General features: G+C 31.0%; 17 protein-coding genes and 4 pseudogenes. 13 read left to right on the top strand and 8 right to left on the bottom strand.

Annotation, left to right across the window (positions count from 1 at the left end; translation table 11 throughout):
* Positions 1 to 48 precede the first annotated feature (48 nt).
* Complete coding sequence (locus tag MKY70_RS29595; RefSeq protein ID WP_341026732.1) at positions 49 to 522, bottom strand: hypothetical protein; 474 nt, start codon at positions 520 to 522, stop codon at positions 49 to 51.
* A 239-nt stretch (positions 523 to 761) separates the two neighbouring features.
* On the opposite strand from MKY70_RS29595, the gene MKY70_RS29590 reads away from it, so the two are divergent.
* Positions 762 to 926 (top strand): hypothetical protein, encoded by a 165-nt coding sequence (locus MKY70_RS29590; RefSeq protein WP_002139607.1) that lies wholly within the window; start codon positions 762 to 764, stop codon positions 924 to 926.
* Positions 927 to 1,202: 276 nt separating this feature from the next.
* Here the strand turns inward: MKY70_RS29590 and MKY70_RS29585 are convergent, their stop codons facing one another.
* Positions 1,203 to 1,547, bottom strand: a complete 345-nt coding sequence (locus MKY70_RS29585; protein ID WP_002139605.1) for an SH3 domain-containing protein — start codon at positions 1,545 to 1,547, stop codon at positions 1,203 to 1,205.
* Positions 1,548 to 2,161: 614 nt separating this feature from the next.
* Between MKY70_RS29585 and MKY70_RS29580 the strand changes: the two genes are divergently transcribed.
* Together MKY70_RS29580 and MKY70_RS29575 are read left to right on the top strand one after the other, a co-directional pair.
* The gene (locus tag MKY70_RS29580) at positions 2,162 to 3,394 is read left to right on the top strand and encodes a WXG100 family type VII secretion target (RefSeq protein WP_341026728.1); all 1,233 of its coding nucleotides are present in this window, start codon (positions 2,162 to 2,164) and stop codon (positions 3,392 to 3,394) included.
* Between the two features lie 12 nt (positions 3,395 to 3,406).
* Positions 3,407 to 3,856, top strand: coding sequence for an SMI1/KNR4 family protein (locus MKY70_RS29575; protein ID WP_341026726.1), 450 nt, complete (start codon positions 3,407 to 3,409; stop codon positions 3,854 to 3,856).
* 38 nt (positions 3,857 to 3,894) lie between these two features.
* Here MKY70_RS29575 and MKY70_RS29570 read toward each other — a convergent pair.
* Positions 3,895 to 4,274: pseudogene (locus MKY70_RS29570) on the bottom strand (DUF4878 domain-containing protein).
* 285 nt (positions 4,275 to 4,559) lie between these two features.
* On the opposite strand from MKY70_RS29570, the gene MKY70_RS29565 reads away from it, so the two are divergent.
* The 7 genes and pseudogenes from MKY70_RS29565 to MKY70_RS29535 all read left to right on the top strand — a co-directional run bounded on the left by MKY70_RS29565 (position 4,560) and on the right by MKY70_RS29535 (position 11,302).
* On the top strand, positions 4,560 to 5,129 hold the full coding sequence (locus MKY70_RS29565; RefSeq protein ID WP_341026724.1) for a GNAT family N-acetyltransferase: 570 nt from the start codon (positions 4,560 to 4,562) through the stop codon (positions 5,127 to 5,129).
* A 374-nt stretch (positions 5,130 to 5,503) separates the two neighbouring features.
* Positions 5,504 to 5,947, top strand: coding sequence for a hypothetical protein (locus tag MKY70_RS29560; RefSeq protein ID WP_341026722.1), 444 nt, complete (start codon positions 5,504 to 5,506; stop codon positions 5,945 to 5,947).
* Positions 5,948 to 6,220: 273 nt separating this feature from the next.
* Positions 6,221 to 6,469, top strand: a pseudogene (locus MKY70_RS29555) (protein-tyrosine phosphatase family protein); the annotation flags it as partial.
* A gap of 821 nt (positions 6,470 to 7,290) precedes the next feature.
* On the top strand, positions 7,291 to 7,590 hold the full coding sequence (locus MKY70_RS29550; protein ID WP_341026717.1) for an ArsR/SmtB family transcription factor: 300 nt from the start codon (positions 7,291 to 7,293) through the stop codon (positions 7,588 to 7,590).
* A gap of 584 nt (positions 7,591 to 8,174) precedes the next feature.
* Positions 8,175 to 8,384 (top strand): hypothetical protein, encoded by a 210-nt coding sequence (locus MKY70_RS29545; RefSeq protein WP_341026715.1) that lies wholly within the window; start codon positions 8,175 to 8,177, stop codon positions 8,382 to 8,384.
* A gap of 594 nt (positions 8,385 to 8,978) precedes the next feature.
* On the top strand, positions 8,979 to 9,380 hold the full coding sequence (locus MKY70_RS29540) for a BlaI/MecI/CopY family transcriptional regulator (protein ID WP_341026712.1): 402 nt from the start codon (positions 8,979 to 8,981) through the stop codon (positions 9,378 to 9,380).
* Positions 9,380 to 11,302, top strand: coding sequence for a M56 family metallopeptidase (locus MKY70_RS29535; RefSeq protein ID WP_341026710.1), 1,923 nt, complete (start codon positions 9,380 to 9,382; stop codon positions 11,300 to 11,302). The genes MKY70_RS29540 and MKY70_RS29535 overlap by 1 nt, the downstream gene beginning before the upstream one ends.
* Before the next feature lie 1,255 nt (positions 11,303 to 12,557).
* Here the strand turns inward: MKY70_RS29535 and MKY70_RS29530 are convergent.
* Positions 12,558 to 13,466 carry a LysR family transcriptional regulator gene (locus MKY70_RS29530; RefSeq protein ID WP_341026708.1) on the bottom strand — a complete coding sequence of 303 codons (909 nt, stop codon included), beginning with the start codon at positions 13,464 to 13,466 and terminating at the stop codon, positions 12,558 to 12,560.
* Positions 13,467 to 13,614: 148 nt separating this feature from the next.
* On the opposite strand from MKY70_RS29530, the gene MKY70_RS29525 reads away from it, so the two are divergent.
* From MKY70_RS29525 to MKY70_RS29515, 3 genes and pseudogenes are all read left to right on the top strand, one after another.
* Complete coding sequence (locus tag MKY70_RS29525) at positions 13,615 to 15,588, top strand: alkyl/aryl-sulfatase (protein WP_341026707.1); 1,974 nt, start codon at positions 13,615 to 13,617, stop codon at positions 15,586 to 15,588.
* Between the two features lie 152 nt (positions 15,589 to 15,740).
* Entirely contained in the window at positions 15,741 to 17,684 is a 1,944-nt protein-coding gene (locus tag MKY70_RS29520) for an insecticidal delta-endotoxin Cry8Ea1 family protein (RefSeq protein ID WP_341026704.1), read from the top strand.
* Positions 17,685 to 17,755: 71 nt separating this feature from the next.
* Positions 17,756 to 18,171 (top strand): annotated as a pseudogene (locus MKY70_RS29515) (protein-tyrosine phosphatase family protein).
* Positions 18,172 to 18,602: 431 nt separating this feature from the next.
* On the opposite strand, the gene xerS reads toward MKY70_RS29515, so the two are convergent.
* The 4 genes and pseudogenes from xerS to MKY70_RS29495 all read right to left on the bottom strand — a co-directional run bounded on the left by xerS (position 18,603) and on the right by MKY70_RS29495 (position 22,433).
* Positions 18,603 to 19,676, bottom strand: coding sequence for a tyrosine recombinase XerS (gene xerS / locus MKY70_RS29510; protein WP_241139288.1), 1,074 nt, complete (start codon positions 19,674 to 19,676; stop codon positions 18,603 to 18,605).
* A gap of 858 nt (positions 19,677 to 20,534) precedes the next feature.
* A pseudogene (locus tag MKY70_RS29505) lies at positions 20,535 to 20,894 on the bottom strand (DDE-type integrase/transposase/recombinase); the annotation flags it as partial.
* A gap of 125 nt (positions 20,895 to 21,019) precedes the next feature.
* Positions 21,020 to 21,742 (bottom strand): thioesterase II family protein, encoded by a 723-nt coding sequence (locus tag MKY70_RS29500; protein ID WP_002035038.1) that lies wholly within the window; start codon positions 21,740 to 21,742, stop codon positions 21,020 to 21,022.
* Between the two features lie 16 nt (positions 21,743 to 21,758).
* Entirely contained in the window at positions 21,759 to 22,433 is a 675-nt protein-coding gene (locus tag MKY70_RS29495; RefSeq protein ID WP_043314397.1) for a 4'-phosphopantetheinyl transferase family protein, read from the bottom strand.
* Positions 22,434 to 22,478: the final 45 nt, after the last annotated feature.

Below are 22,478 nucleotides of genomic sequence, written 5' to 3'. Positions count from 1 at the left end.
TCTTTCAATCACCTACACTTGCTCTTTAGAAAAAAGAAACAATCTCTCCTAAAATTGACATTGCATAATCTTAGCTTGATAGCGATGTGGCGGGACCCCTAGATGCTCTAATTGTTCTAGGGACATACGACCATATGTCTTCGAATCAATATATTGAATCTTCATTTCCTTTCTTAATACCCTAATTACCTTTAATAGCACTATTCGACTTACTTGCATGGAATAATCTGTGTATCTAGTTTTATTAACTTTTATCTTCTCTAAATCTAGTTCATATAAAAATAATTGAACAAGGTCGTTTGCTATTTTTCCATCTTTTACGAGGTTTATATCCTTATGAAACTCAGCTAAAGCATCAGGCTTAAATTTCATATAGATCTTCTTTTCTTTAGATATTACAAGTGCAGGGGATATACGTTCATACTTATCTTGTTTTTCTCTTTTAAATTGAAGAATATAGTATCTTTTTAAAATTAATAACCTGTATGTTTTCAATAGCAGTTTCATTTTTTCGAATTTCATGATATATATTCCTTTCTATTATTTTACTAAAATGAAAAAACTATTTAATTTTATATATAATTTAATTGATTTATTAAAGGTTATTCTACAAAGCTACTGTCAAAATTAAAAGTGTTACTTTAATAATATCCTAATACTATAGGGATTATGGTATAATATAGTTAGTAACTGAAGACGTGTGGTGGGAGGTTGCGCCCTTTCTTTCTCTTAATATAAGAGGGGAAGGAGGTGTAACCGATATGGATTTTTTACTTCAATTATTACAAGATGCTACGAAGCTATTCATAACAGTATTCGTAACAACTTATGCAACCGCTTATGCAAATAGGTTGGTTAAAAGTAATAATAAACGTAAAAGAACCACCGCGTCAGGCAAGACAAAAGGTGGTTCAAAAAGAAAATAACTAAAAATTTGCAACCAACCACCTTACAGCAGCAGTTACATAGCAGACGGGATGTTACAGCATCTCGTCTTTTTTAGTTTATGCAATTCAGTTAAATACTATACTTTATATATATTGAGTATGCATTCAATATATATCTAATCTACAGTAAACATACCATATTTTTATTTTTTGGTCAATAAACAAGCTGATCATACTTCCATTTAAAGCATATACGAAGACCCCCAAAAAATTATTGGGGGAACTTGATGAAGTGCCTTTTCTTATATTTTGTACTTAGTTACATACTGATTTTGAAACGTATAAATGGGTTTTCCAGTTTGAGTCGTAAAATTTTAACCATTGATTAGTTCCATTGACAGTTTGTCCTTTTACCCATTCACCAGTAAATCTAGTTCCATTAGCAACATTATACGCTATTTTTGAACTCGTACTTGCTTCAGTTCGTACTTTTGTATTTTCATATTGTGCGTTACAGACTGCAAGACCCTTAGCTGTTTTATTTGATGTGGCATAGGTGTTTTCTGCCGCACTAGCGCTTGTTACGTTAATAAAACTAAATGAACTTAAACCGATTGCACAAGCTAAAGCTGCCCCTTTAATTCTTTTCATTTTTCTCATATTAAACATCCCCTTCAATATTATTGTAGAGTTCCCTCTTATCAATTTAAATTGTATATTCGTTATATAAAGAGTTCAACATATAATTATAGACAAAAAAATACAAAATATTCATTTTTCGCATAATAATTCGCTGTTTACAAAAATTCAACAATTTTACAATTGATATATATATAAAGAATGCAAAAATTTATACAAAAAAAGTATAAAAATTTATCATTTAAATATTCGAACATAAATTGATAAAATTAAAACAGTCAAAAATCTGTTTTGTTACAAAAGATTAATAGGTGTCTTTTCATATAAAAAACTCCACACGTAATATGTAAGGAGATTATCTCATAGATTATTTACAAATTTTTGGTGGGGAATATTTGACGCTTACGTTTTTACTTTTGATTTGGAAAAGTACAATTTTTTCATAGTCTAGAAAAAATGAAATAGGAACATACATCGCATTTAAACTATTTTCATCAAACTTTTTTTAAAATTATCGAACTTTATTACAAATTATCAATCTTTTTTATAAAGCCACCGCAATATTTAAAAGATAAACTAGTATTGATATTAGATATGTTATAATTTTCATAATATATCTGCAAAGAAGGGATGGAATGAGCACACAAATTAAGGTAACACCGGAACAATTAGAACAATCGGCAAGAACCGTAAGAGATGCGAGATCAGCGCTAGAGTGTATACATAAAGATTTATATAACCAAACAGAATACATAGCCTCTCAGTGGAGTGGTGCAACGAGTGATCGATTCTATTATATGTTTAATGACACGAAGCCAATGATGTTTAATGTTTTACAAGAATTAGAGAAAATTGCAGTAGAATTAGAACGTGCAGCTGTTAAGTTCAGAGAAGCCGATGAGTTGTATGGCGGAAATTTAGTTGACTCTGATATTCAAGAAGGAGCCATGTGTGGAAAACTTCCTCCAAAATCAGAAGAGTCATTTTTGAATACAAAGGATTTAAATGCTGCATGGACTGGTATTTCTACCGGTTTTATAGATGGTGCAGTGGATGCGTGGGAAGGACTGATATCCTTAGGTGATAAAGAAACCTGGCTGAATATGCGAGATGCGATTGTAAACTATGAGGAAACTATTCCTGCTGCATTGAATGCTCTATCAGATTCATTTGTAAACAATCTTTGGAATGGAGATATGGAAAGTAGAGAGCATTATGTAGCTTATGGTATAGCAACGTTAGGACTCGGACTTCTGGGTGATAAGGGTCTTAGTAAAGCAGGACAAGTTGGGAAGGTAGCTGCTATTACAGGTTTTACTAAAGGGAAATCACTTGTAATTAATTCTCCGGCATACAGAAATGCATTACATATATTAAACAACTATGAATTCAAAGCTGGAAATCATCTTTCATATGCGGGAGTCGGAAGTATTCAACAGTACTTGCGGAAAGCAGCTCCATATACTTATGAGGGGCCAAATGGTCCGAAAACAATAAGATTAAGATTGGGTGAGTTAGCGGGAAATAAACATCCAGTTACAGGCATTCCGTATGATTTAGATGGTTTCCCTATTTTTAAACCCGTTTCTGAAATTAAATTAAAAGAAGCTGATTTAAAAAAATCTAGACCAACACATGATAGAATATGTAGTAAAGCATTATACGAACAAATAATGAAAGACCCTAAGTTAGCTGCAAAATTCACAGAAGAAGAAATAGAGTTATTTAAGCTAGGCGAGGTACCAGAAAATTATACATGGCATCATTATCAAGAAGCAGGACGAATGCAACTTGTTGATTATGAAACACATAGGAAAACAGGTCACACTGGTGGATATAAAATTTGGGGAAAAGACAGCGATAAGTAAGGAGGAGTATATATGAGCAACGTTACTTGGATTGGAGTAAATAAAAAAGAAATTACAGATGAAAACATTCAGAAAGTAGAACAATATTTCAATATTAAATTCCCTATGGATTTTGTAGAATGTGTAAAAAAATATGATAGTGGTTATCCAAGACCAAAAATATTCGATGTACCTGGACAGGATGAGAATGTATTTAGTAAACTTTTAACTTTTGATTTAGAAAGTAGAAATTCAATCATTCAAGTTTATGATGATATAAAAGATAGATTAGCAAATAAAGTATATCCCTTTGGTAAGGATTCATTTGGGAATCATCTGTGTTTTGATTACCGTAGCAATCCCGAATCACCAACAGTAGTATTTTGGGAGCATGAGGAGGAAAACATAGAGGAAGCATTATATCCTGTTTGCTCAACATTTACAGAATTGCTTGCTAGTCTACGTGATTTCGAAGAAGATTGAGGGAACTAAAAAACGGCCTAGAATTCTAGACCGTTTTTTTATGATTTACTAATTTTCCAACCTTCGTCAGTTTTCTCTAATTCAATTACGATTACTTTTTTATAATCGTTTTTAGAATCTTTTTTATACACAGCATCAACAGTTACTGTAGCAATTTCGTTTTTCTTTTCAACTTTTCTAATCTTATAGCTTTTAAGATCTTCATTAATTCTGCATTTCCGCCAATAAAACCAACTATCTTTTTTGCTTCTGGAGTAAATAACTCTCCAAAATCTTTTGCATTTCCGTCTTTTGCATCTTCAAAATATGCTGTAGCAACTTCTTCAGGATCACGATTATCTCCACATGCCGCAAGTGCTGTAACTGATAAGGCCATTACCACCATTAACATAATCATACGTGTAAATTTGTTCTTCATTCAAACCACTCCTTATATATAACGTAATTTCAACTCTTAAAAAGGGCTAAATTATTTGTATAAGTATATAAGGGGTACAGCCGAGATACGTGTAAAAATAGGTTATAGGATTACTTTTATTTCCATATACGATTTATGGACCTAATAAATCGTAGTTATAAGTTCAATAGATTTTGTTTAGAAATAAAAAGACTATGACTCAAAATTACATGTATCTCGGCGTTACCTCTAGTTAATATAATTGTTTTGATGATAATTTTAATTTATAAAAAGGAGAGAAAATCAATGTTTTGTCGTAAAACTAAATTAAACAAGTCACTCAGAGAACTGTCTTTCTATAAAAAAAGAGACGAACAACAAAGAAAAAGTAATATACGTTGTAAAGAATATCCTCATATTCTGTTAAAAGACACTAATTATATGATTAGTGACTTATTGGATTGTACTAATACTACTGCAATCTATATTTATAAGCTAGATTGTCCTGTTGAGCAATGGATGTTTGATTTAGGATTTGATCTTCAATTTGAAAGTTTTGCTACACTCATTGGAAAACTAGAATTTGGATTAATTATTGAAGGTAAGGCAAAGATAGAAAAGCTTGGTGTAATTAAGGAATACAGAAACCAAGGTTTTGCTACATATATGATGAAAAGAGCGATCGCTTGGGGGAAATCTCAGAATCTTTCAGAACTAAATTTGATTGCTTGTACTTCTGTACAGAAACTAGGAAATGAGCTAAATCAAGCCGAATTAGTCACTTTTTATTATAAGTTAGGATTTAGGAATACTTTTCCTAAATCAAATCGAATGACATATAAATATTGTGGTTCCGGTGCCGAAACTTATAAATAAAGGGGTACAGCCCATGCCAATCAACTTAAGAAATGTAAACACCCCATCGCCATCAAGCTAAGAAATGCAAATACCCCATCGCCATCAAGCTAAGGTTTTGAAGTACCCCCTAAACGAAAATTTTCTTTCTCTACAGATAGTTACTTTGAGAAATTAGCACAAAATTTCGTTCTGAGGGTAGTTGTATTTTCTTAGCTTGATTGTGATGTGACGACACCCTCTATTTAGGTATTTATCTTTTTTTTGATTATAGAAAGGAAAGAACGTTAATACACAGACTATTCAGAACCCACTTGATAAATATACCAAAATTACCCACATAGAGAGGTAAATATGCTAATATTAAAATAATAATATAAAAAGGAGTGAAGAATTTGAAACATTTAACAAAATTAGTATTGGTATTAGGTTTAATGTGTAGTGGATTTTTTATTACATCCAGTAAAACTGAAGCAGCAGTAGGAGGTTGGTATAAAGTAACAGCGGGAGGACCTGATTGTAAAGCCAGAGTTTATACCGATCGCACCGAGTATGAAAAAACTCATAAAACGGTGAACGCTAAAATTGAAACGAGTGGAACATGTAGTAAATTATATTATGATATGGGACTTCCGTATTCTGGTTCAAATTCTGCTTTTCATGATATGACCAGTGGATACTTTTCCTCTAGTACACCACTAAAATCATTAAATATAAATGACACTTGGCATGGTACTAAGGAGAATACATTCGTACATGTTCAACTTTTCAAAAATGCAGCACATACCGAACTTGCCGGAGAATTGTTTTCGGCAAATCTCATTCTTTACCCTAGATAATTTATATAAAGACGCTCACCACCAAGTTGTACCTCATGTCGAGGGCAAAAAAAGAGTAGCAAATGCTACTCTTTTTATTTTTTATCATAGAAAACCGTTCCACCAGTTAGGACAATAGCTCCGTTATCAGGATATCCGTTATAAAGTTGTATTGAATAATAATCCTCTGACATTAAAATTAAGCCATTTTCATATAAAAAGTACATTTTTATCATTTCTAATGTCCGATAATGCTTGTTGCGTTATCCTGTTCCATTGCTACACAAAGGCCAAACTACACGTCATGCTTATCCGATTGTAGAAGGTGTAGAGGGACAAGATAAGTCAGTAAAAACTGCAATTGCGGCTGTCAAAGAAGCTGTTGAACAAGATAAGAAATTATTTTTCCATTGTTTTGGTGAACGTAATCGTACAGGTACGGTTGCAACTGTATTATTAGTAGAATTAGGGCATGCATCTAATGTAAAAGAAGCGGAACAAAAAGCAAAAGAGATCCGTTCAAGTATTAATATCAAACTATAAATGAAACAAATGTTGAAACGTTTATACGTATAATACATTTAATCCCTAAAAGTAAGAATTTTTGAAGATTTTTCTTAAATAAATTATATCCTTTCAAAATAATTTATATTGTTTAATATTACATTAAACGGATATTATATAAATCTAAAAAAATTTAGTTTAAACTTTCTTGTCTAAATAGTTTAGAGTTTCATGTCTTTGTACAACAGATAGGTGTGGAAAGACATGAAACTAGGAACTAATTTTATATTGGAAAATGCTGAATTATCTACAGAGAAAGTTCATTTAGTACCCATTTTCTTGTCCACATATCGAGACAAGAAAATGGGTACTTTTTTAAACGGAGACACCAAAGTGGATACTTTGTAAAAATAGCAAATACTAATTAAATGTGAAGTTAAAATTCAATTCTACATAAATAACAAAAGATATTCATAAAGGCTCTATTTTCTTGTCTAAAAATTATTCATTTTCATGTCTTTGTACATTGGTGCTACCCCTTAAAGGTAATGAATTTCATTCAGGAAATAATTACCTTTGATATCCTAAGCTAGTTTATCTATAGTGTAAATGGGTATATTGATGACATTAGTATTTTTATACTGCATTAATACAAAGAGATAAAATTTCTTTTTATCTTTTTTAATTACTAAAAACATTTAAAAAACTTCACGACAAACACATTTTAACTTCACGCATAGCACAAGTTAAAATTATATAATTAACTTATAGTTAAACATACAGAGAATTTTAATATAATAATATTAAGAATATACATTAAATAATTCGAATAAAATATAAATTGAATGCGAGGTTGTATTATGAACAAATTTAATAATGATAATATACAAGGTTTAGTTTCTGAAGAAAACGTTGAACTATTAAAAGTTATGGCTCATCCAATACGTCTACAAATTGTTAGTGAATTGGCTAAGAGCAAGAAATTAAATGTAACACAATTAACTAATATTTTGGATATTCCACAATCAACAGTATCGCAACATTTATCCAAAATGAAAGGGAAAGCACTGAAAGCTGAAAGAAAAGGGTTAGAGATGTACTATCATATTCAAAACTCCAAAGCTGATAAAATCATACAAATACTGGGTCATGCTAATTAAATTGAAAAAACATAAAAACGTTATAGTATAACATCTGGCTATATTCAAGACATGAAGACTTCATTGAAGAAATGAAAAGTATAAATGAATTAGTAGCAGTATTAAAACACGCTCTTTAATGAACGTGTTTATCTTTGTTACAAAGATAAACAAAAATAAATATTAATATAATAAGATTTAGAGATTCATGTAATGTTTCCTGCTTATTATTAGAGCAGGGGGTGTTAATATGACTGTAAGCTTGTTTTTTGTTAAACTTATTTCTGCAATTGTAGCATCTGCATGCGTAGTACCTGCTATTAATGGTATCTTTAATAAAATTGAAGAATATGTAGGCTAAAGCATCCATAGCGGTGCTTTTTTGTTATATAGGGTAATATCATATAGGAGTAGCAGCCCTGCATATGATAAAAAAGATCAGGTTGATTTACGGAATCAGTATTTTCACAATCAATAAGAATTTATTCATCAATTATTTGGATTAACAGCGTAAAGAACAATTCCAGTAGGAACCTTAGGGTGTTTTTTTAGCGGGAGAATTTATATAATTATATTATATAAATAAAAGGGTAATAGAAAGGTAAGTGAATATTATAATTAAATTTGAACCATTTAATCCAACAATAAATGATATAGCGATCAAACTTGCTATGGTACTGTTTATACCGTTATTCTTAGCATTGCTTGTCAAAGTCATACTTATGAAATTTATGAGAGAATCGATTGCTGGCAGACTAGCATATCTATCTTGTCTATTTTTTATGTACTATGTATTTAAATTTGTTACAGAGTAGAAAGGCATCTTAGGGTGTCTTTTCTTTATAAATAAAGTAACGTAGTATTTAAACCTATACGTTCACACAAGATTACATGGATTTAGTTCTGTAAATCTATAAAATTTTAGTTTGGATTTTCTTGTCCCAATCAAGTTCCAAAAATGAAAGTTTAGACTATCTTGTCTTTGTACAACAAGATAGGTGTACAAAGACATGAAAGTAGGAACTTATTTTATAGGGTACAATACTGAATTATCTACAGATACATTTCATTTAGTACCCATTTTTTTGTCCATATATCGAGACAAGAAAATGGGTATTTTTTTTAACGAAGACACCAAAGTGGGTACTTTGTAAAAATAGCAAATATTAAATAGATGTGAAGTTAAAATTCAGTTCTATATTAGTAACAAAAATATTAATGAAGGATTTACTTTCTTGTCTCATTAGCAGGACATGAGAGTCTAAACTTCTTTTAATTTTTTCCGTTCTTATGTTGATGGGTATAGGAAAGGATTCTACAAACACCATACAAGCTTGACAACAATAGATTACAAGTGTAATATTCAGTTGTGGATTACAAATGTAATACGAGGGGTGTATTTTTAAACAATGAATGAATTACCTAAAATTTCAGAAGCTGAGTTAGAAGTTATGAAAGTACTTTGGTCAAAATCTCCACAAACGGCAAATGAGGTGATTGAAGCGTTAGAGGTGAAAATGGATTGGAAACCCAAAACGATTCGAACGCTGATTAATCGATTAGTTCACAAAGATGCAGTGGCTTACCATCAAGATAAAGGGCGTTTGTACTCTTATTATCCTTTGGTATCGCAAGATAGTTATTTACAAGTAGAAACGAAATCTTTACTTAAACGTTTCTATGGTGCAGCATTTAAACCTTTACTTGTAAATTTCTTAAAAGAAGAAAAGCTGTCTTCAGAAGATATTAACGAACTTAAACGTATTCTGGACGAGAAAACTGAGGAAAATCAGAGGAAGGATAGATTATAGTGATAGAAAAATTTATAAATATCTATCTACCTGCTTTTTTTGATTGGATGATTGAGACTTCCATTATGGCTAGTATATTAGTGGGACTAATCTTGTGTATCAAGGTCTTGTTTAGAAATAAGTTAACTCCACGCTGGCAATATATGCTATGGATCATATTAATTATAAGACTTGTATTACCTTGGTCGCCAGATAGTTCCTATAGTATCTATTCTGTTCTTACTTACAAGAATGATGATGCATTCATTTCTAGCCGAAATCCTGTAGCTAATTTTCTTACACAAGAGCGTATACAAGAATTAAAAGATATAGACGATACAAAGGTTCTCACAAAAGAAGATACTTATACCTCAAGTTCAACAAAAACTGTTCAGGCAAATAAGACACAAACAGGCATTAATGAAAAGCAGGATGATAAGCCGATTCCATTCTATACAATCTGTATATACATTTGGCTTACTGGTGTTATCCTTCTAAGTGTTGCTACTTTTATAATGAACAGGCGTTTATTACTTTACATAAAAAAACAACCTGTTATTACAGACGAGAAGATTGTCCAGATTTTTGAAAAGTGTAAGCAATCTATGTCTATTCAACGGAATATTCCTCTATTTGTATCTGGAAAGGTTTCCAGTCCAACAGTGTTTGGATTTATTCGTCCAAAGTTGTTATTGTCAACTGTACATATGGAAATATTAGATGAACAACAGTTACGATATATTTTTTATCATGAATTAGCTCACATCAAGCGAAGAGATGTTGGTGTGAACTGGCTTATGCATGGCTTACTAATTTTAAATTGGATTAATCCAATTCTATGGTATGCCTACTCATGTATGCGGGAAGATCAAGAACTAGCATGCGATGCATTAGCTCTTACATGTATAGATGCAGAGGAACAAATTGCGTATGGACATACTATTATTAGTCTATTGGAACACTACTCAAGTTATTATCAAGTACCAAGTATAGCAAATTTTAGTAAAAACAAAAAAGCGTTAAAAAGGAGAATTCTAATGATTAAAAAATTCCAAAAAAAATCATATCGTTGGTCTGCGATAGGGGCTGTGGCAGTGATTGCAGTATCATCTGTATCCTTATTAAATGCACGTGCTGATCAGCCGACTAACCCTGAGAAACAACAAATAGAAGTGAAAAATAATATGAAAGAAGTAAAAACACAAACCGATATTCCTATACAACAAATTGTAGAAAAAATGATTGGTACAAAAGAACAGGCAGATGCAGAATTTTTTGTTTCAGAGGGAGAGTATAATACTTTACTTAAAGAAGTTGGTTTGGCACGAAATCTGTTTACAAAAGAAGAATTTGAACGATTTATTGATTTAGAAACAGAAGCATATACTTTGGGTAAAAAAGTAAAGTTAGTAGGAAGTCCTGAAAAGTTAGACTCAGAAGAACAAAAAAAATATCAGAAAAACAGTGAAGAAATTGGACCACTTAGACAGAAAATTACTTCGGAATTTAGATTAACTAAAAAGGAAGCACAGAAATATGTTGATTTTCCAATTAAGACCCCAAGTTATGTGGTAAAAGGGTTTAAATTAACTGGAGAAGGTGTTACAACACCGAAGACTACTGGAAAAATGAATCCCGATTTTATTTATGAATATCAAAATCAAAGTAAAGATAATGTATATATTGTGCACCAATCTGCAGTTACTGATGAGGGAAAAAAATTCTCGAACAAAAGAGCGGAGTATAATGAAAAGGTAACAAATTATGAATTAGAAGGTACAAAAATAACCTTAGTTGAAAGTCTCGATACAGAGGAAAACTATAAAGTAATGCAAATGATTGTTCCTGCAAAAGGAAAGAATAGCGCTTATCAAGTCTTAATTCTTGCAGGTGATTTAAGTAAAGAAGAAACAGAGAAAATTATGCTGTCCTTTCTAAAATAAAAATAGAGTCTCAGAATTCCGTTTAAATAGACTAAACTAAGAAGAGGGTATTATGTTTAATTTATGAGCATATATCCTCTTTTTCTTATACATATTAGATTAGTAATACAGATATTGAAAATCATGATAATGATACACGTAGTTATATATAACAGAAGCAACTCCTTTATAAAAAAGCACCCACCTTCTTGTCTAAAAAGTATCCATTTTCATGTCTTTCTTGTAGAAAGACATAAAAGTCTAAACTAAAATCTCATGAACAATCGTTCATAAATAGCCATTATCATAAATTTTGTAGGTACTTTCATGTCTCAATAACGGGACATGAAAGTCTAAACCTTTTGAACATAGGACAAGAAACTCCAAACTACTTAGCCAGTAATAATACAATAAACTGAAAGTAAACTTTTATTTATAAGTTTACTTTGGAACTTTTGAATATTAATTGTATAAAATAGTGTGAAATTAAAAGTGTATTAAGGCGAAAAATGGTATCTTTTTCAGACAAAAAGTCTAGTGGTTAATAGGCTTTTTGTTTAACTTATTCATGTTTTACATAATAAATCTCAAAGTAAAACATTTATTTAAAAATTTACATTTTAACACTTTTTTGAAACCCAACATATTATGCTATGAGCATTTACAACATAGTTTTGGTCATCTTTAATAAGAAAAACCACAGCAATCGCTGTGGTTTTTCTTATTAGGTGTACTGCCGCATACCCATCAACCAAAAAGAACAGGTTAACCGAAATTATCTTTAGCATAAGGGAAAAACAAAAGGCAAAAACCATCTTAATATTATATTTTTTGTTAATTTCCGATACAAAACCCACATTTAACATCCATATCCATATTCAGAAAATAATTACAAAATTTAAAATTGTAATATAATCCCAGATTGAACCCTCATTCCCTGAATCGTTTCCGTCCCCCTTGTAAAGCTTAATTTAAAGTCTCGAGTTGATAAATATATGTAGTCTCCTCTTATTCGATAATATCTTTTGAAAGTTAATTTATACTTAATCATATTTGTAAAAACATTAAATGTATTCAATAATTTATTTTTGTTACGATAAATATGTGGCACAGCAAATAAAAATTTAGGGGTACCCAAAAAATTACTCATATGTTTGAAAAATTACTAATGCTTTTTGAACTTCTCTATCATTTTTAAAACATTATATTAAGCTGAAGGGATTATAAATTTTCACTTCTAAAGTCATTACTCATAATATTTAAGGAACTTAAATGATCAAAAGGCATTCACATAATGATGAATGAGTTGAAAAAAGGTATCTGTAATTTCAGTTAAATCATTCCTTTTAGAAGAAACAAACCATAATGAAAACGGTTGTCGATTCTCATCAACTTTGATAGGAACTTGTTTAATATCATTATAAAAATTTCTATATTCATTGTTAAATGTAAACTGCAGTGAAATCGTGATTGCAAAATTATTTTTAACAGCATAAATAATGGAATTTGAATTATTTGTTACAAACAAAGTATTGCTATATTCACCCGTCTCTTTTTCTATATGTCTCACATAATCAAGAATATGTTCATCTTGGTATAGTGCTAACGGTTCCTTTATAAGTGTTTCGTAATCAATTTGGTTATAGAATGCAAGTTTGGAATTTTTATTCATTGCAATGTGGAATTCTCCATTACAGATTTTCTTAATGTTGTAAGGGATGCTTTTGTTTTGGATATTATCAGAATGCATGATTAATGCAAAATCAACTTGTTCCATTTGTAAAGATGTGAGAACGTTCTGTGTTTTTTCTTGGATTATTTCCATCTCAACAAAATGAAACTCTAGTTTTAATTTGTTGATTGCCTCAACCAGTGGAGGAATCACACCGGGTACAACAGCGATTTTCATATTTAACTTCGGATAATCTTTTTTTTCTGTTGTATATTCAACAATTTCATCGATGTTTTTTAAAGCTTCATATGCCTTTTTTATAACATGTAACCCTTCTGTTGTTGGATATGTCCCGTTTTTAGATCTGTTAAACAGTGTTGTATGTAATTCTTTTTCCAAGTTTTTAACTCCTTGACATACCGCAGATGGAGTGAGATTTAATTTCTGAGCTACACGTGAAAGTTTTCTCTCTTCTGAGAGGGTTACGATCAATTTTAATTGTTCAATATTCATGTTTATACCCCTTGTTATTTATTTTATGAAGAAAAAATATCTCTCAGGTAAATTATACCATATGTAGAAAAGTGGAGTATTTAAATGGATTTAAAAAAATATCTAGATATTTTTATGAAGAAAATGATTATAGAAATGAGGAGTAACAATGAAGATAACACAACATCAAAAAGATGCAACGTATTGTACAACATTATTTAATAAACAAGTTGCTGAAAATTTAAATATAAATAGCGAAACGGAGTATGCATTAGCTATTAAGAATTTAGTTGAACCGTGTGAAGAGCTAGTTATTATGGAAGATAATAAGATCATTTGGAGTCAAAAAGCCTATCAATTCTTAGAAAAAGACGAGTGGCCTCCTACAGTGAATCCAAGTCTATGGTGCAATGGGAAAAATAATCATGTGAGCGGTTTGTTTAAAGTAACTGAAGAAATATATCAGGTTAGAGGATTTGATATGGCTAATATGACAATGGTTTTAACTCCCCAAAAAACATGGATTATGTTAGATACTTTGATGAGCACAGAGTGCACAATAGCTGCTTTGAATTTTGCAGATAATTATTTCACAAAAAATAATTTACCAAAACTGATAGGTAATATTAGTGCGATAATTATGAGTCATTCGCATGTCGATCATTTTGGAGGGATTAACGGTATATTTACATATGAAGAGCAAAATCCGGATATCCCTATTTATGCTCCTAAAGGCTTTACTGAGCATGCTGTTAGTGAGAATATTTACGCAGGAAATGCAATGGCACGTAGAGCTGCATATCAATATGGTTCTTTTTTAGATGCTAGTGAAAAAGGGGCAATTTCTATAGGTATTGGTCAGACCCAATCAAAAGGAACAATTAGCTTTAGGTTACCCACTCATGAAATTACAGAGAATCAATTAATTGTTATCGATGATTTAACACTTACTTTCCAGTTAACCCCTGGGGCTGAAGCTCCAGCGGAGATGAATACTCATTTTCCGCAATATAGAGCCTTATGGTTAGCAGAAAATTGTTCAGGAACCTTGCATAACTTATATACATTGCGCGGTGCTCAAGTGCGAGATGGCAATGCATGGGGAAAATATTTACTTGAAGCTATATCGTTATTCGCTGATGAAACAGATGTAACTTTTCAAGCACATAATTGGCCACATTGGAATACCGATGATTCTCCTAATATGGTTCGTGAACATATAACAGTAACAGCTGCAGCATATAAGTTCATTAATGATCAAACATTACTATATATTAACCAAGGATATACGAGTACAGAAATTGCAAATAAAATTCAACTACCTACAGATTTAGCGAAACACTGGTATATTCGTCCATATTATGGGACACCAAAACATAACGCAAAAGCTGTATATCAAAAATATATGGGCTGGTATGATGCGAACCCAGCAAATTTAGATCCTTTGCCAAATGTTGAACGGGCACAAAAATTAATTGATTATATGGGCGGAAGTGATGCGGTAATTGAAAAATCATTAATTGATTTTGAAAATTGTAATTATCAGTTTGTTGCAGATATTATGAGTACACTTGTATTTGCTGAACCTAACAATCAAAAGGCTCGTTTTTTAGCTGCCGATGCTTTAGAGCAATTGGGGTATCAATCTGAATCGGGTATTTGGAGAAACGCCTACTTATCAGGTGCGTATGAATTAAGAAATGGAACAGTTACTGATCCAACGAAGTATGTTTCAGGAGCTAATATAGCTGAATATATGACAGGAGAAATGATTTTAGATTATTTAGGTATTTTAATTGACGGGGATAGATTCTCACATATTTCCCTTGAATTTAATCTAAGTATTTCTGATGATATTGATTTAACTGAAGGAACAAGTGAATATCAAATGAGAGAATACATTTTAAAACTCTATCTGGGAACCGTATTATATTTTAAGGATGCGTCATCGTCAGAATTACCTACAGTAACTATGACACGACAACAATTATTATCACTTACAGCAGGTAGTACACCAGAAAAAGCAAAAGAAATTGCTGAAAGTATTTCAGTTGATCCAAAAGTAATAGATGCACTGGTGAACTTTATGTCCTATATCACTCAATTATCAGAGTATCGTCATTTTAATATTATTGAACCATAAGAAAAAACATTTTAGTACAAATATATGAAAAAGAACAGTAGATTTCGAAGGGAATCAAGCCCTACACTATACATCCAAACGCTTTGTAAATAAACTTTTTCTAGTTAAAAGATGTATAAAATATCTAACATTGAATATAGAGGAGGAAAAATATGAATTCGAATAATAAAACTAACCCTAATGTAATAGGCACTTCATCTGACCAATCTTTATTAAGCAACTCTGTAAAAAAACCTTTAGCAAACGATCAAAGCAATCCATTACAACAAAGGGATTCTAATGATTGTTTGAGTGTTTCTGAGGGAAATAGAGATTCTCTGAATCATGATGTGTTTATTAGTGCCCCAGGTCTAGTTGATACTACAGCTAATATTACTAGTGTTATACTGAGTGCTTTAGGTGTTCCGATGTTAGGGACCGTTGTTAAATTATATAGTAAATTATTTGGTTTTTTATGGGGATCAACGCCAGGACAAGATCCATGGAAAGAGCTGATGGATCGAGTGGAAGTACTCATTGATCAGAAATTAACAGAATACGCAAGAAGTAAAGCATTAGCAGAATTGGAAGGATTGCAAAATGTTATGAAGTCATATGTGGATGCACTTGAATCATGGCAAAATAATTCTCGGAATTCACAAACAAGATTATTAGTACAACAGAGATTGGTTGTTGCAGATTCGCAATTTAAACAGGCAATGCCTTCCTTTGCAATTAAAGATTATGAAGTTTCATTATTACCGGTATATGCACAAGCTGCAAATCTTCATTTACTTTTATTAAGAGATAGCCAGATTTTCGGAAAAGATTGGGGAATGCCTCAACATGAAATTGATCTTTTTTATAAAGAACACTTAGAGTGCATAGAAAAATATTCTGACCATTGTGTGGAATGGTATCATACTGGCTTAAATAAACTTAAAGGTTCAACTGCTAAGGATTGGGTTGACTACAATCGTTTCCGAAGAGAAATGACAGTGGCAATTTTAGATATCGTTGCTTTACTTCCTAATTATGATGTACATATGTATCCAATGCCAATACATGCAGAACTTACACGGGAAATTTATACAAATCCAGTTGGGAGTTATTTGCCCTACAAAGGTAATTTCAAGGATGTTATGTCTTGGTATGAAATGAAAAGATATCGCCAGCCTACATTTCACGATTTAGAAAGCTTAATCCGAAAGCCTAGTCGGTTTACTTGGCTAAAAGATCTTAAGATGTATACAAGGAAAAGACAAAATGGGAAATATGAGTATTATAATTATTGGGTAGGACATCAGTTAGAGAAAGCGTTAATTGGTGAAAAATACCTAAGAGAAACAACAATTAGTGGTGAAATTACTAGTGAAGAAGATACATTTACTTTTGAAGATTATGATATTCATAGGGTTTTATGCAATTATATAGGGAGATACGATAATAGTTTGGTGGGGGTAAACCAAGTTGAGTTTCATTATCTCGATAACAATACACCTCGGAAGAAGGAATATAAAAAAGATATTTGGGTTACGAGTCAATCACAAAAAATAATTGACTCAGAAGAGGAATTACATAGTCATAGATTAAGTTATGTTGAATCTTTTGATTTATATTGGAATCATAACAATGAGAAAGGAGGGACAATACCCGTATTTGGTTGGACACATCATAGTGTAACCCCTAAAAATATAATTCATGAGGATAAGATTACAGTAATCTCAGCTACTAAAGCTAATGGTTATTTCACTTCTGAAGTTATACAAGGTCCTGGATATTCAGGAGGGGATTTAATAAAAGGATCTAAGAGCATGGGAAACATTCAATTAACTCCACCTCGTGATGCACTCAACAAAAAGTATCGTTTGAGAATTCGCTATGCCGCTGATTCAAATGATTTACTTACAATGACTTTTCACACTGGTATTGGACCAGCTAAACATCAAATACTCTATCAAGCAACAATGAAAAAAGGGGATTCTTTCAAATATAATTCCTTTCAATATGTAGAAAAAGTAGTACATATTTCGTCTGTTATAAACGGCATAAACCTCAGTACAGGAAGTGGTTTTTACTTAGATAAGGTTGAATTTATTCCAGTGAATGAAAATTAGGAATAAAAATCTTATAAAATGTACAAAAGTAGTTATCACCCTGTTTGCATATAAACAAATATCTTTCAAACATGACTAACTATCACGAACTCGTAAAAGGAAAAGTATATATTGGTGGAGTGGACGCTATACAAGATGCTGTACGATTACTGAAGTGTTTGACTTACGTGCTGGAGGAGAAGAACCAGAAGGGTTTCCAACTGGAACTAAACGACATGCTTATCCAATTGTAGAAGGTATAGAGGCGCAAAATGAATCAGTAAGAAATGCAATTGCAGCGGTCAAAGAAGCTGTTGAACAAGATAAGAAAGTATTTTTCCATTGTTCCGGTGGAAGTAATCGTACAGGTACAGTTGCAACAGGATTGTTATTAGAATTAGGTCATGCTTCTAGTGTAGATGAGGCTGAACAAAAAGCAAAAGAAATTCGTTCAATCATTAATATTAAGCCAGAAATGAAGCAAGTGTTAAAACGTTTATATGTATAATTCATCTAATCCCCAAAATTCTTATTTTTGGGGATTTTCTTTTAAAATTGTTGTCTCTTGTAAAATTATTTATTCGATTTAACTTCAAATTAAATGAGTATAAATCTGTAAATCTAAAAAATTTCAGTTTAGACTTTCTTGTCTAAATAGTTTAGAGATTCATGTCCTTTTACAACAAGATGGGAGGGGAAGTTAACCTCCACCACCAAGTGTTCGTTAAATTCCGATTTAACGTAAACAACAATTGTAGAAATCTAAAATTTTTATTTATATCTACTAAGAGAGAGTTTTTATATTCCAATTAATGTAGATTTCAAACTATATATTTTTTACATAATAAAATCAAATGTGAAACGAATAATAAATATCATTTTAACCCTAGTATAGGGAAAATAATAAAAGTTCAGCAATGTAAAATTGCTGAACTTTTATTATTTATTCTTTCCTATTCTGCCTAAGCTATCTTTAATAGTTGTTTCACCAAGCTGTGTGTATAATAAGGCCGTATCTTGGCTAGTATGCCCAAGTTGCTGCATCACTTGTAACGAGTCTTTTTCTTCCATATATAACTTATTTGCCAATGTATGTCTTAATTTATGAGGAGACATTCTTTTACCAAAGGCCTTAGTATATTTTTCTACTATATCTTGGATAGCCCTAACTGAAAGAGGCTGTGCAGTATGTTTATACTTCGATAAGAATACATTTTTTAATTCTTTCCCTGGAGCATATTTTCTATCTCTAATTTCCATATAATTTTCAAGATCATTCAATGCAATTGGGGTAATCCATACAGAATCTTCTTTGTTTCCTTTTCGTATTACATCAATTAGCCTTTCTTTTAAGTTTATATCTTCCATACGAAGATCGGCCAATTCACTTACACGAATACCACTACCAAGAAAGAGAGAAAGAATAGCTACATCACGATCTTTATCTCTTAGGAAATAGAACAACTGATGTTTTGTTAAAGATTTTTCATGTTCGTACTTAATGTAATTCAAAAACTCTTGATCGTCATCATTATGAAATATTTTAGATCTCATACGTTTTGCACGGGCATTTAATGTTTCCTTATCTTTATGTATTTCAATTTTAGCCATTACATTTCTATAAAAATAACATTCTCCATCATCATTCTCTGATAGGGAGGTAAGGTACTTAAATAAAGACTTTAAGGCTGAAATTTTTCTGTTAACAGAGGAATTCTGCATATTTTGTTGTAGTTTTAAAAACCTCATAAAGTTCTCAACATCTTTTTTTTTTAAATTCTCCAAATCAGAGAAGGATATGTCTTTAATGGGCTTAAATTCAATAATTTGTTCAGATAATAGCCAATTAAAGAAAACTCTAAAATCATATACATAATTCAGTAGGGTGGAGGGAGAGGCATCATGCAATTCTTTGTACTCCACAAATTCTTCTATGTAAAAGGGCATTTCATTTAAATTCTCGTATAATTTCTTACGATGTACTGATTTTTGACGTTGCTTGCTGTAATCCATAAAAATCACCTCATATATACTATAACAGAAAAAATACACGAACACAAGTTCGCGTTAAATTCAATTTTTACACGAACTTATTTATATAATTAAATTATGTAATACTAAAATTCACTCGAAATTGAATGGGAAAGTGTAATTATTCTAATAAAAGTTATAGATAACCAAGTGATAAATTCATATTTGGCGATAAAAATTATATATGTATATAAAATAAAACGATTTTCAAATATAAATTCTAACAAAATGAATACATGAACACAGTTTAAAAGTCGTTATAAAATGTGAATTGGTTAATTTAATCAAGAGTTAGTTAGATCAACACAAGAAAAGCTCTTATAAATTAAAATGTAATTCACTATAAAAATTGTTTATGAGTAATTCAGCATTTGATTATTCTTATATAAAATATGAATTATATGGCGTATACCAATATACTAAGATTCATGCACTTGGGCTTGAAATCCCTAGATACTGTATTTAATTTTTTTATAATCGTATTATTGTGCGTAAAATTGGTATTTCGTGCGAAGTTGTAGGATGTTTATTTTTCCCCCTTTTTATAATTCTTTTATGTTCATCCAACAAAATACATCATGCACCTTTCATCAGTATGAATATCTTTTAGTTGCAGATACATTCACCTATACATTTTAATATTGATTACATGGTTGCTTATAGGGTATAGCTAGCATATAAATATATGTTAAAAAAATTTCAATGCAATACGGGTAACCTCATTATAGTATAGGCTCTGGTGCAAAAATAAAACAAAAGAGAATAAATCACATATATTCCTAACGGAATCGTATCTTATATTGCAAGTCTAAACAATTGATGGATGAATTCTTTTTGATTTTAAACAGACTGGTTCCGTAAAGCAATCTTGTCTTTTTTAATCATATGCATGGCTTCTACTCCAGAAAGAATGTATGTAGCTGTGTCAAAAGATTTAAGACCTAGCATAGAATAGATTCGCTTCTTTATAAAGCGATGATCTTGTTCTACTATGTTATTTAAGTACTTTTGTTGTCTAAGTCGCATACCATTAGGTATGCTTTTTTCTTTTTTCAACTGTTCAATTGCTGTAGGATAAGCTGGATTCTTATCGACTGTTATCACACGTGGCTTTGAAACATGAAAAGACAGCAAAGCTTTCTTGAAAAAGCGCTTTACAGCCTTATGATCTCTTGTTTTGCTTAGGCAAAAATCGATTGTTTTCAAAGCTTGTCCCGTTAACTTTTCATTGTCATAGATGACTCCATTCAATAATATTCCAGCAGTACCTGTATTTTTCACCTTTAATTTTTGGTTTCTCAGCCATGATTGTACTTAAAAAAACTCTAAAAACTAGTTGAAAATCTTTTAGAATCTAACTTTCTTATAATTCTATTTGCTATTTCTTCAATATTTTCATTTAGAAAGAAATGATTACCTTTAAAAGAGTGAAAAGTACACGTTTTACTTGTGTATTGCTCCCATTTTATTACTTGATTATATGTAGTAAATTCATCATTTTCCCCATTAAATATAAGAAAATCAATATCACATGCTTGCATATTATTGTCATGAATATATGTCTCAACAATTTTAAAATCTGCTCTTAGAATTGGGAGGAAAATTCCCATTAATTCTTCTGATTGAAGTACCCCGGACGGTGTACCTCCCATTGCAATAACTTCTCTTTTAAATTGTTCGTTAGAAAGATTATGTCGGATATTTTTCATTTTACTATTTGGGTGGTTTCTACCGGACAAAACAAGAAATTCAGGCAATACGTTTTTAGAATCTTGTATTTTTCTGGCTACTTCATAGGCAATCAAACTTCCCATGCTATGCCCATATAGAATATAGGGCGAATGCTCTATCTGCTTAACTATACTAGTGTAGACATCATTTACGGCCTCTTCCATACTTTGGTACAAGCTTTCTTCAATTCTATATCCTCTACCAGCTAACTCTATTGGGACTACTTCAATATATGGATTAAAGTAATTTTTCCATTTTGCGTAACTAAACGCAGATCCCCCAGCATGTGGAAAGCAAAAAAGTTTAGTCTTCTGCATTGATTTTCTCCTTACTTTAAAATTTGTTTATATTTTGGCAAATTGTATAAATATCTTTAATTATTATATCCTGCGGAAATTCTTCCCTTGTTGCACAAGCAGATATCTTATAATTCGGCTCAATGCTATATTGTCTAAAGTAAAAGTCTTTAGGTATATTCTTATATGAGATTAAAGTTCGTGACTCTTTTTTTATAGAAAATGAATTTAACGGGATATAAAGCCCTTTTCCAATCGTTTTTATATAGCTTTCTTTTAATGTCCATATATCATAAAAATAATTAATTTGTTCATCAGAATTCATACTAGATATATCATAAAATTCTTCATCTGAAAAAAACTCATTTGCTAATTTAAGAGCCTCTATTTCTGAAACTTTCTCTATATCAATCCCTACATTAGAATTAGCAGTGCCACAAACCACCCATTCTCCTGAATGTGAAATATTAAAATGAAAGTCAGAAAAGTTTTCAACAAAAGGTTTTCCATACTCATTATATATAAATCTAATTTCTTCATTACTAATTTTATACTTTTGGCAGACTAGAGATCGGATTAACAAATCTCCTATTAAAGTCCTATTAATATCACATAAATTTAATAACCGCTTCATTCGTTCTCTCTTCTCATTTGAAATCAAGTTACTAAATTGATTAAACAAATGATTTCCAATATTCTTTGGTATTTTCACAGCATGAATTTGTATGATAAATCACTTCCTTTTTAAAAGGATGGC

Origin of the sequence: Bacillus sp. FSL R9-9492 (genome assembly GCF_038007365.1) — a bacterium.
GTDB lineage: Bacteria > Bacillota > Bacilli > Bacillales > Bacillaceae_G > Bacillus_A > Bacillus_A mycoides.
This window is presented reverse-complemented; position numbering and strand designations above follow the sequence as displayed.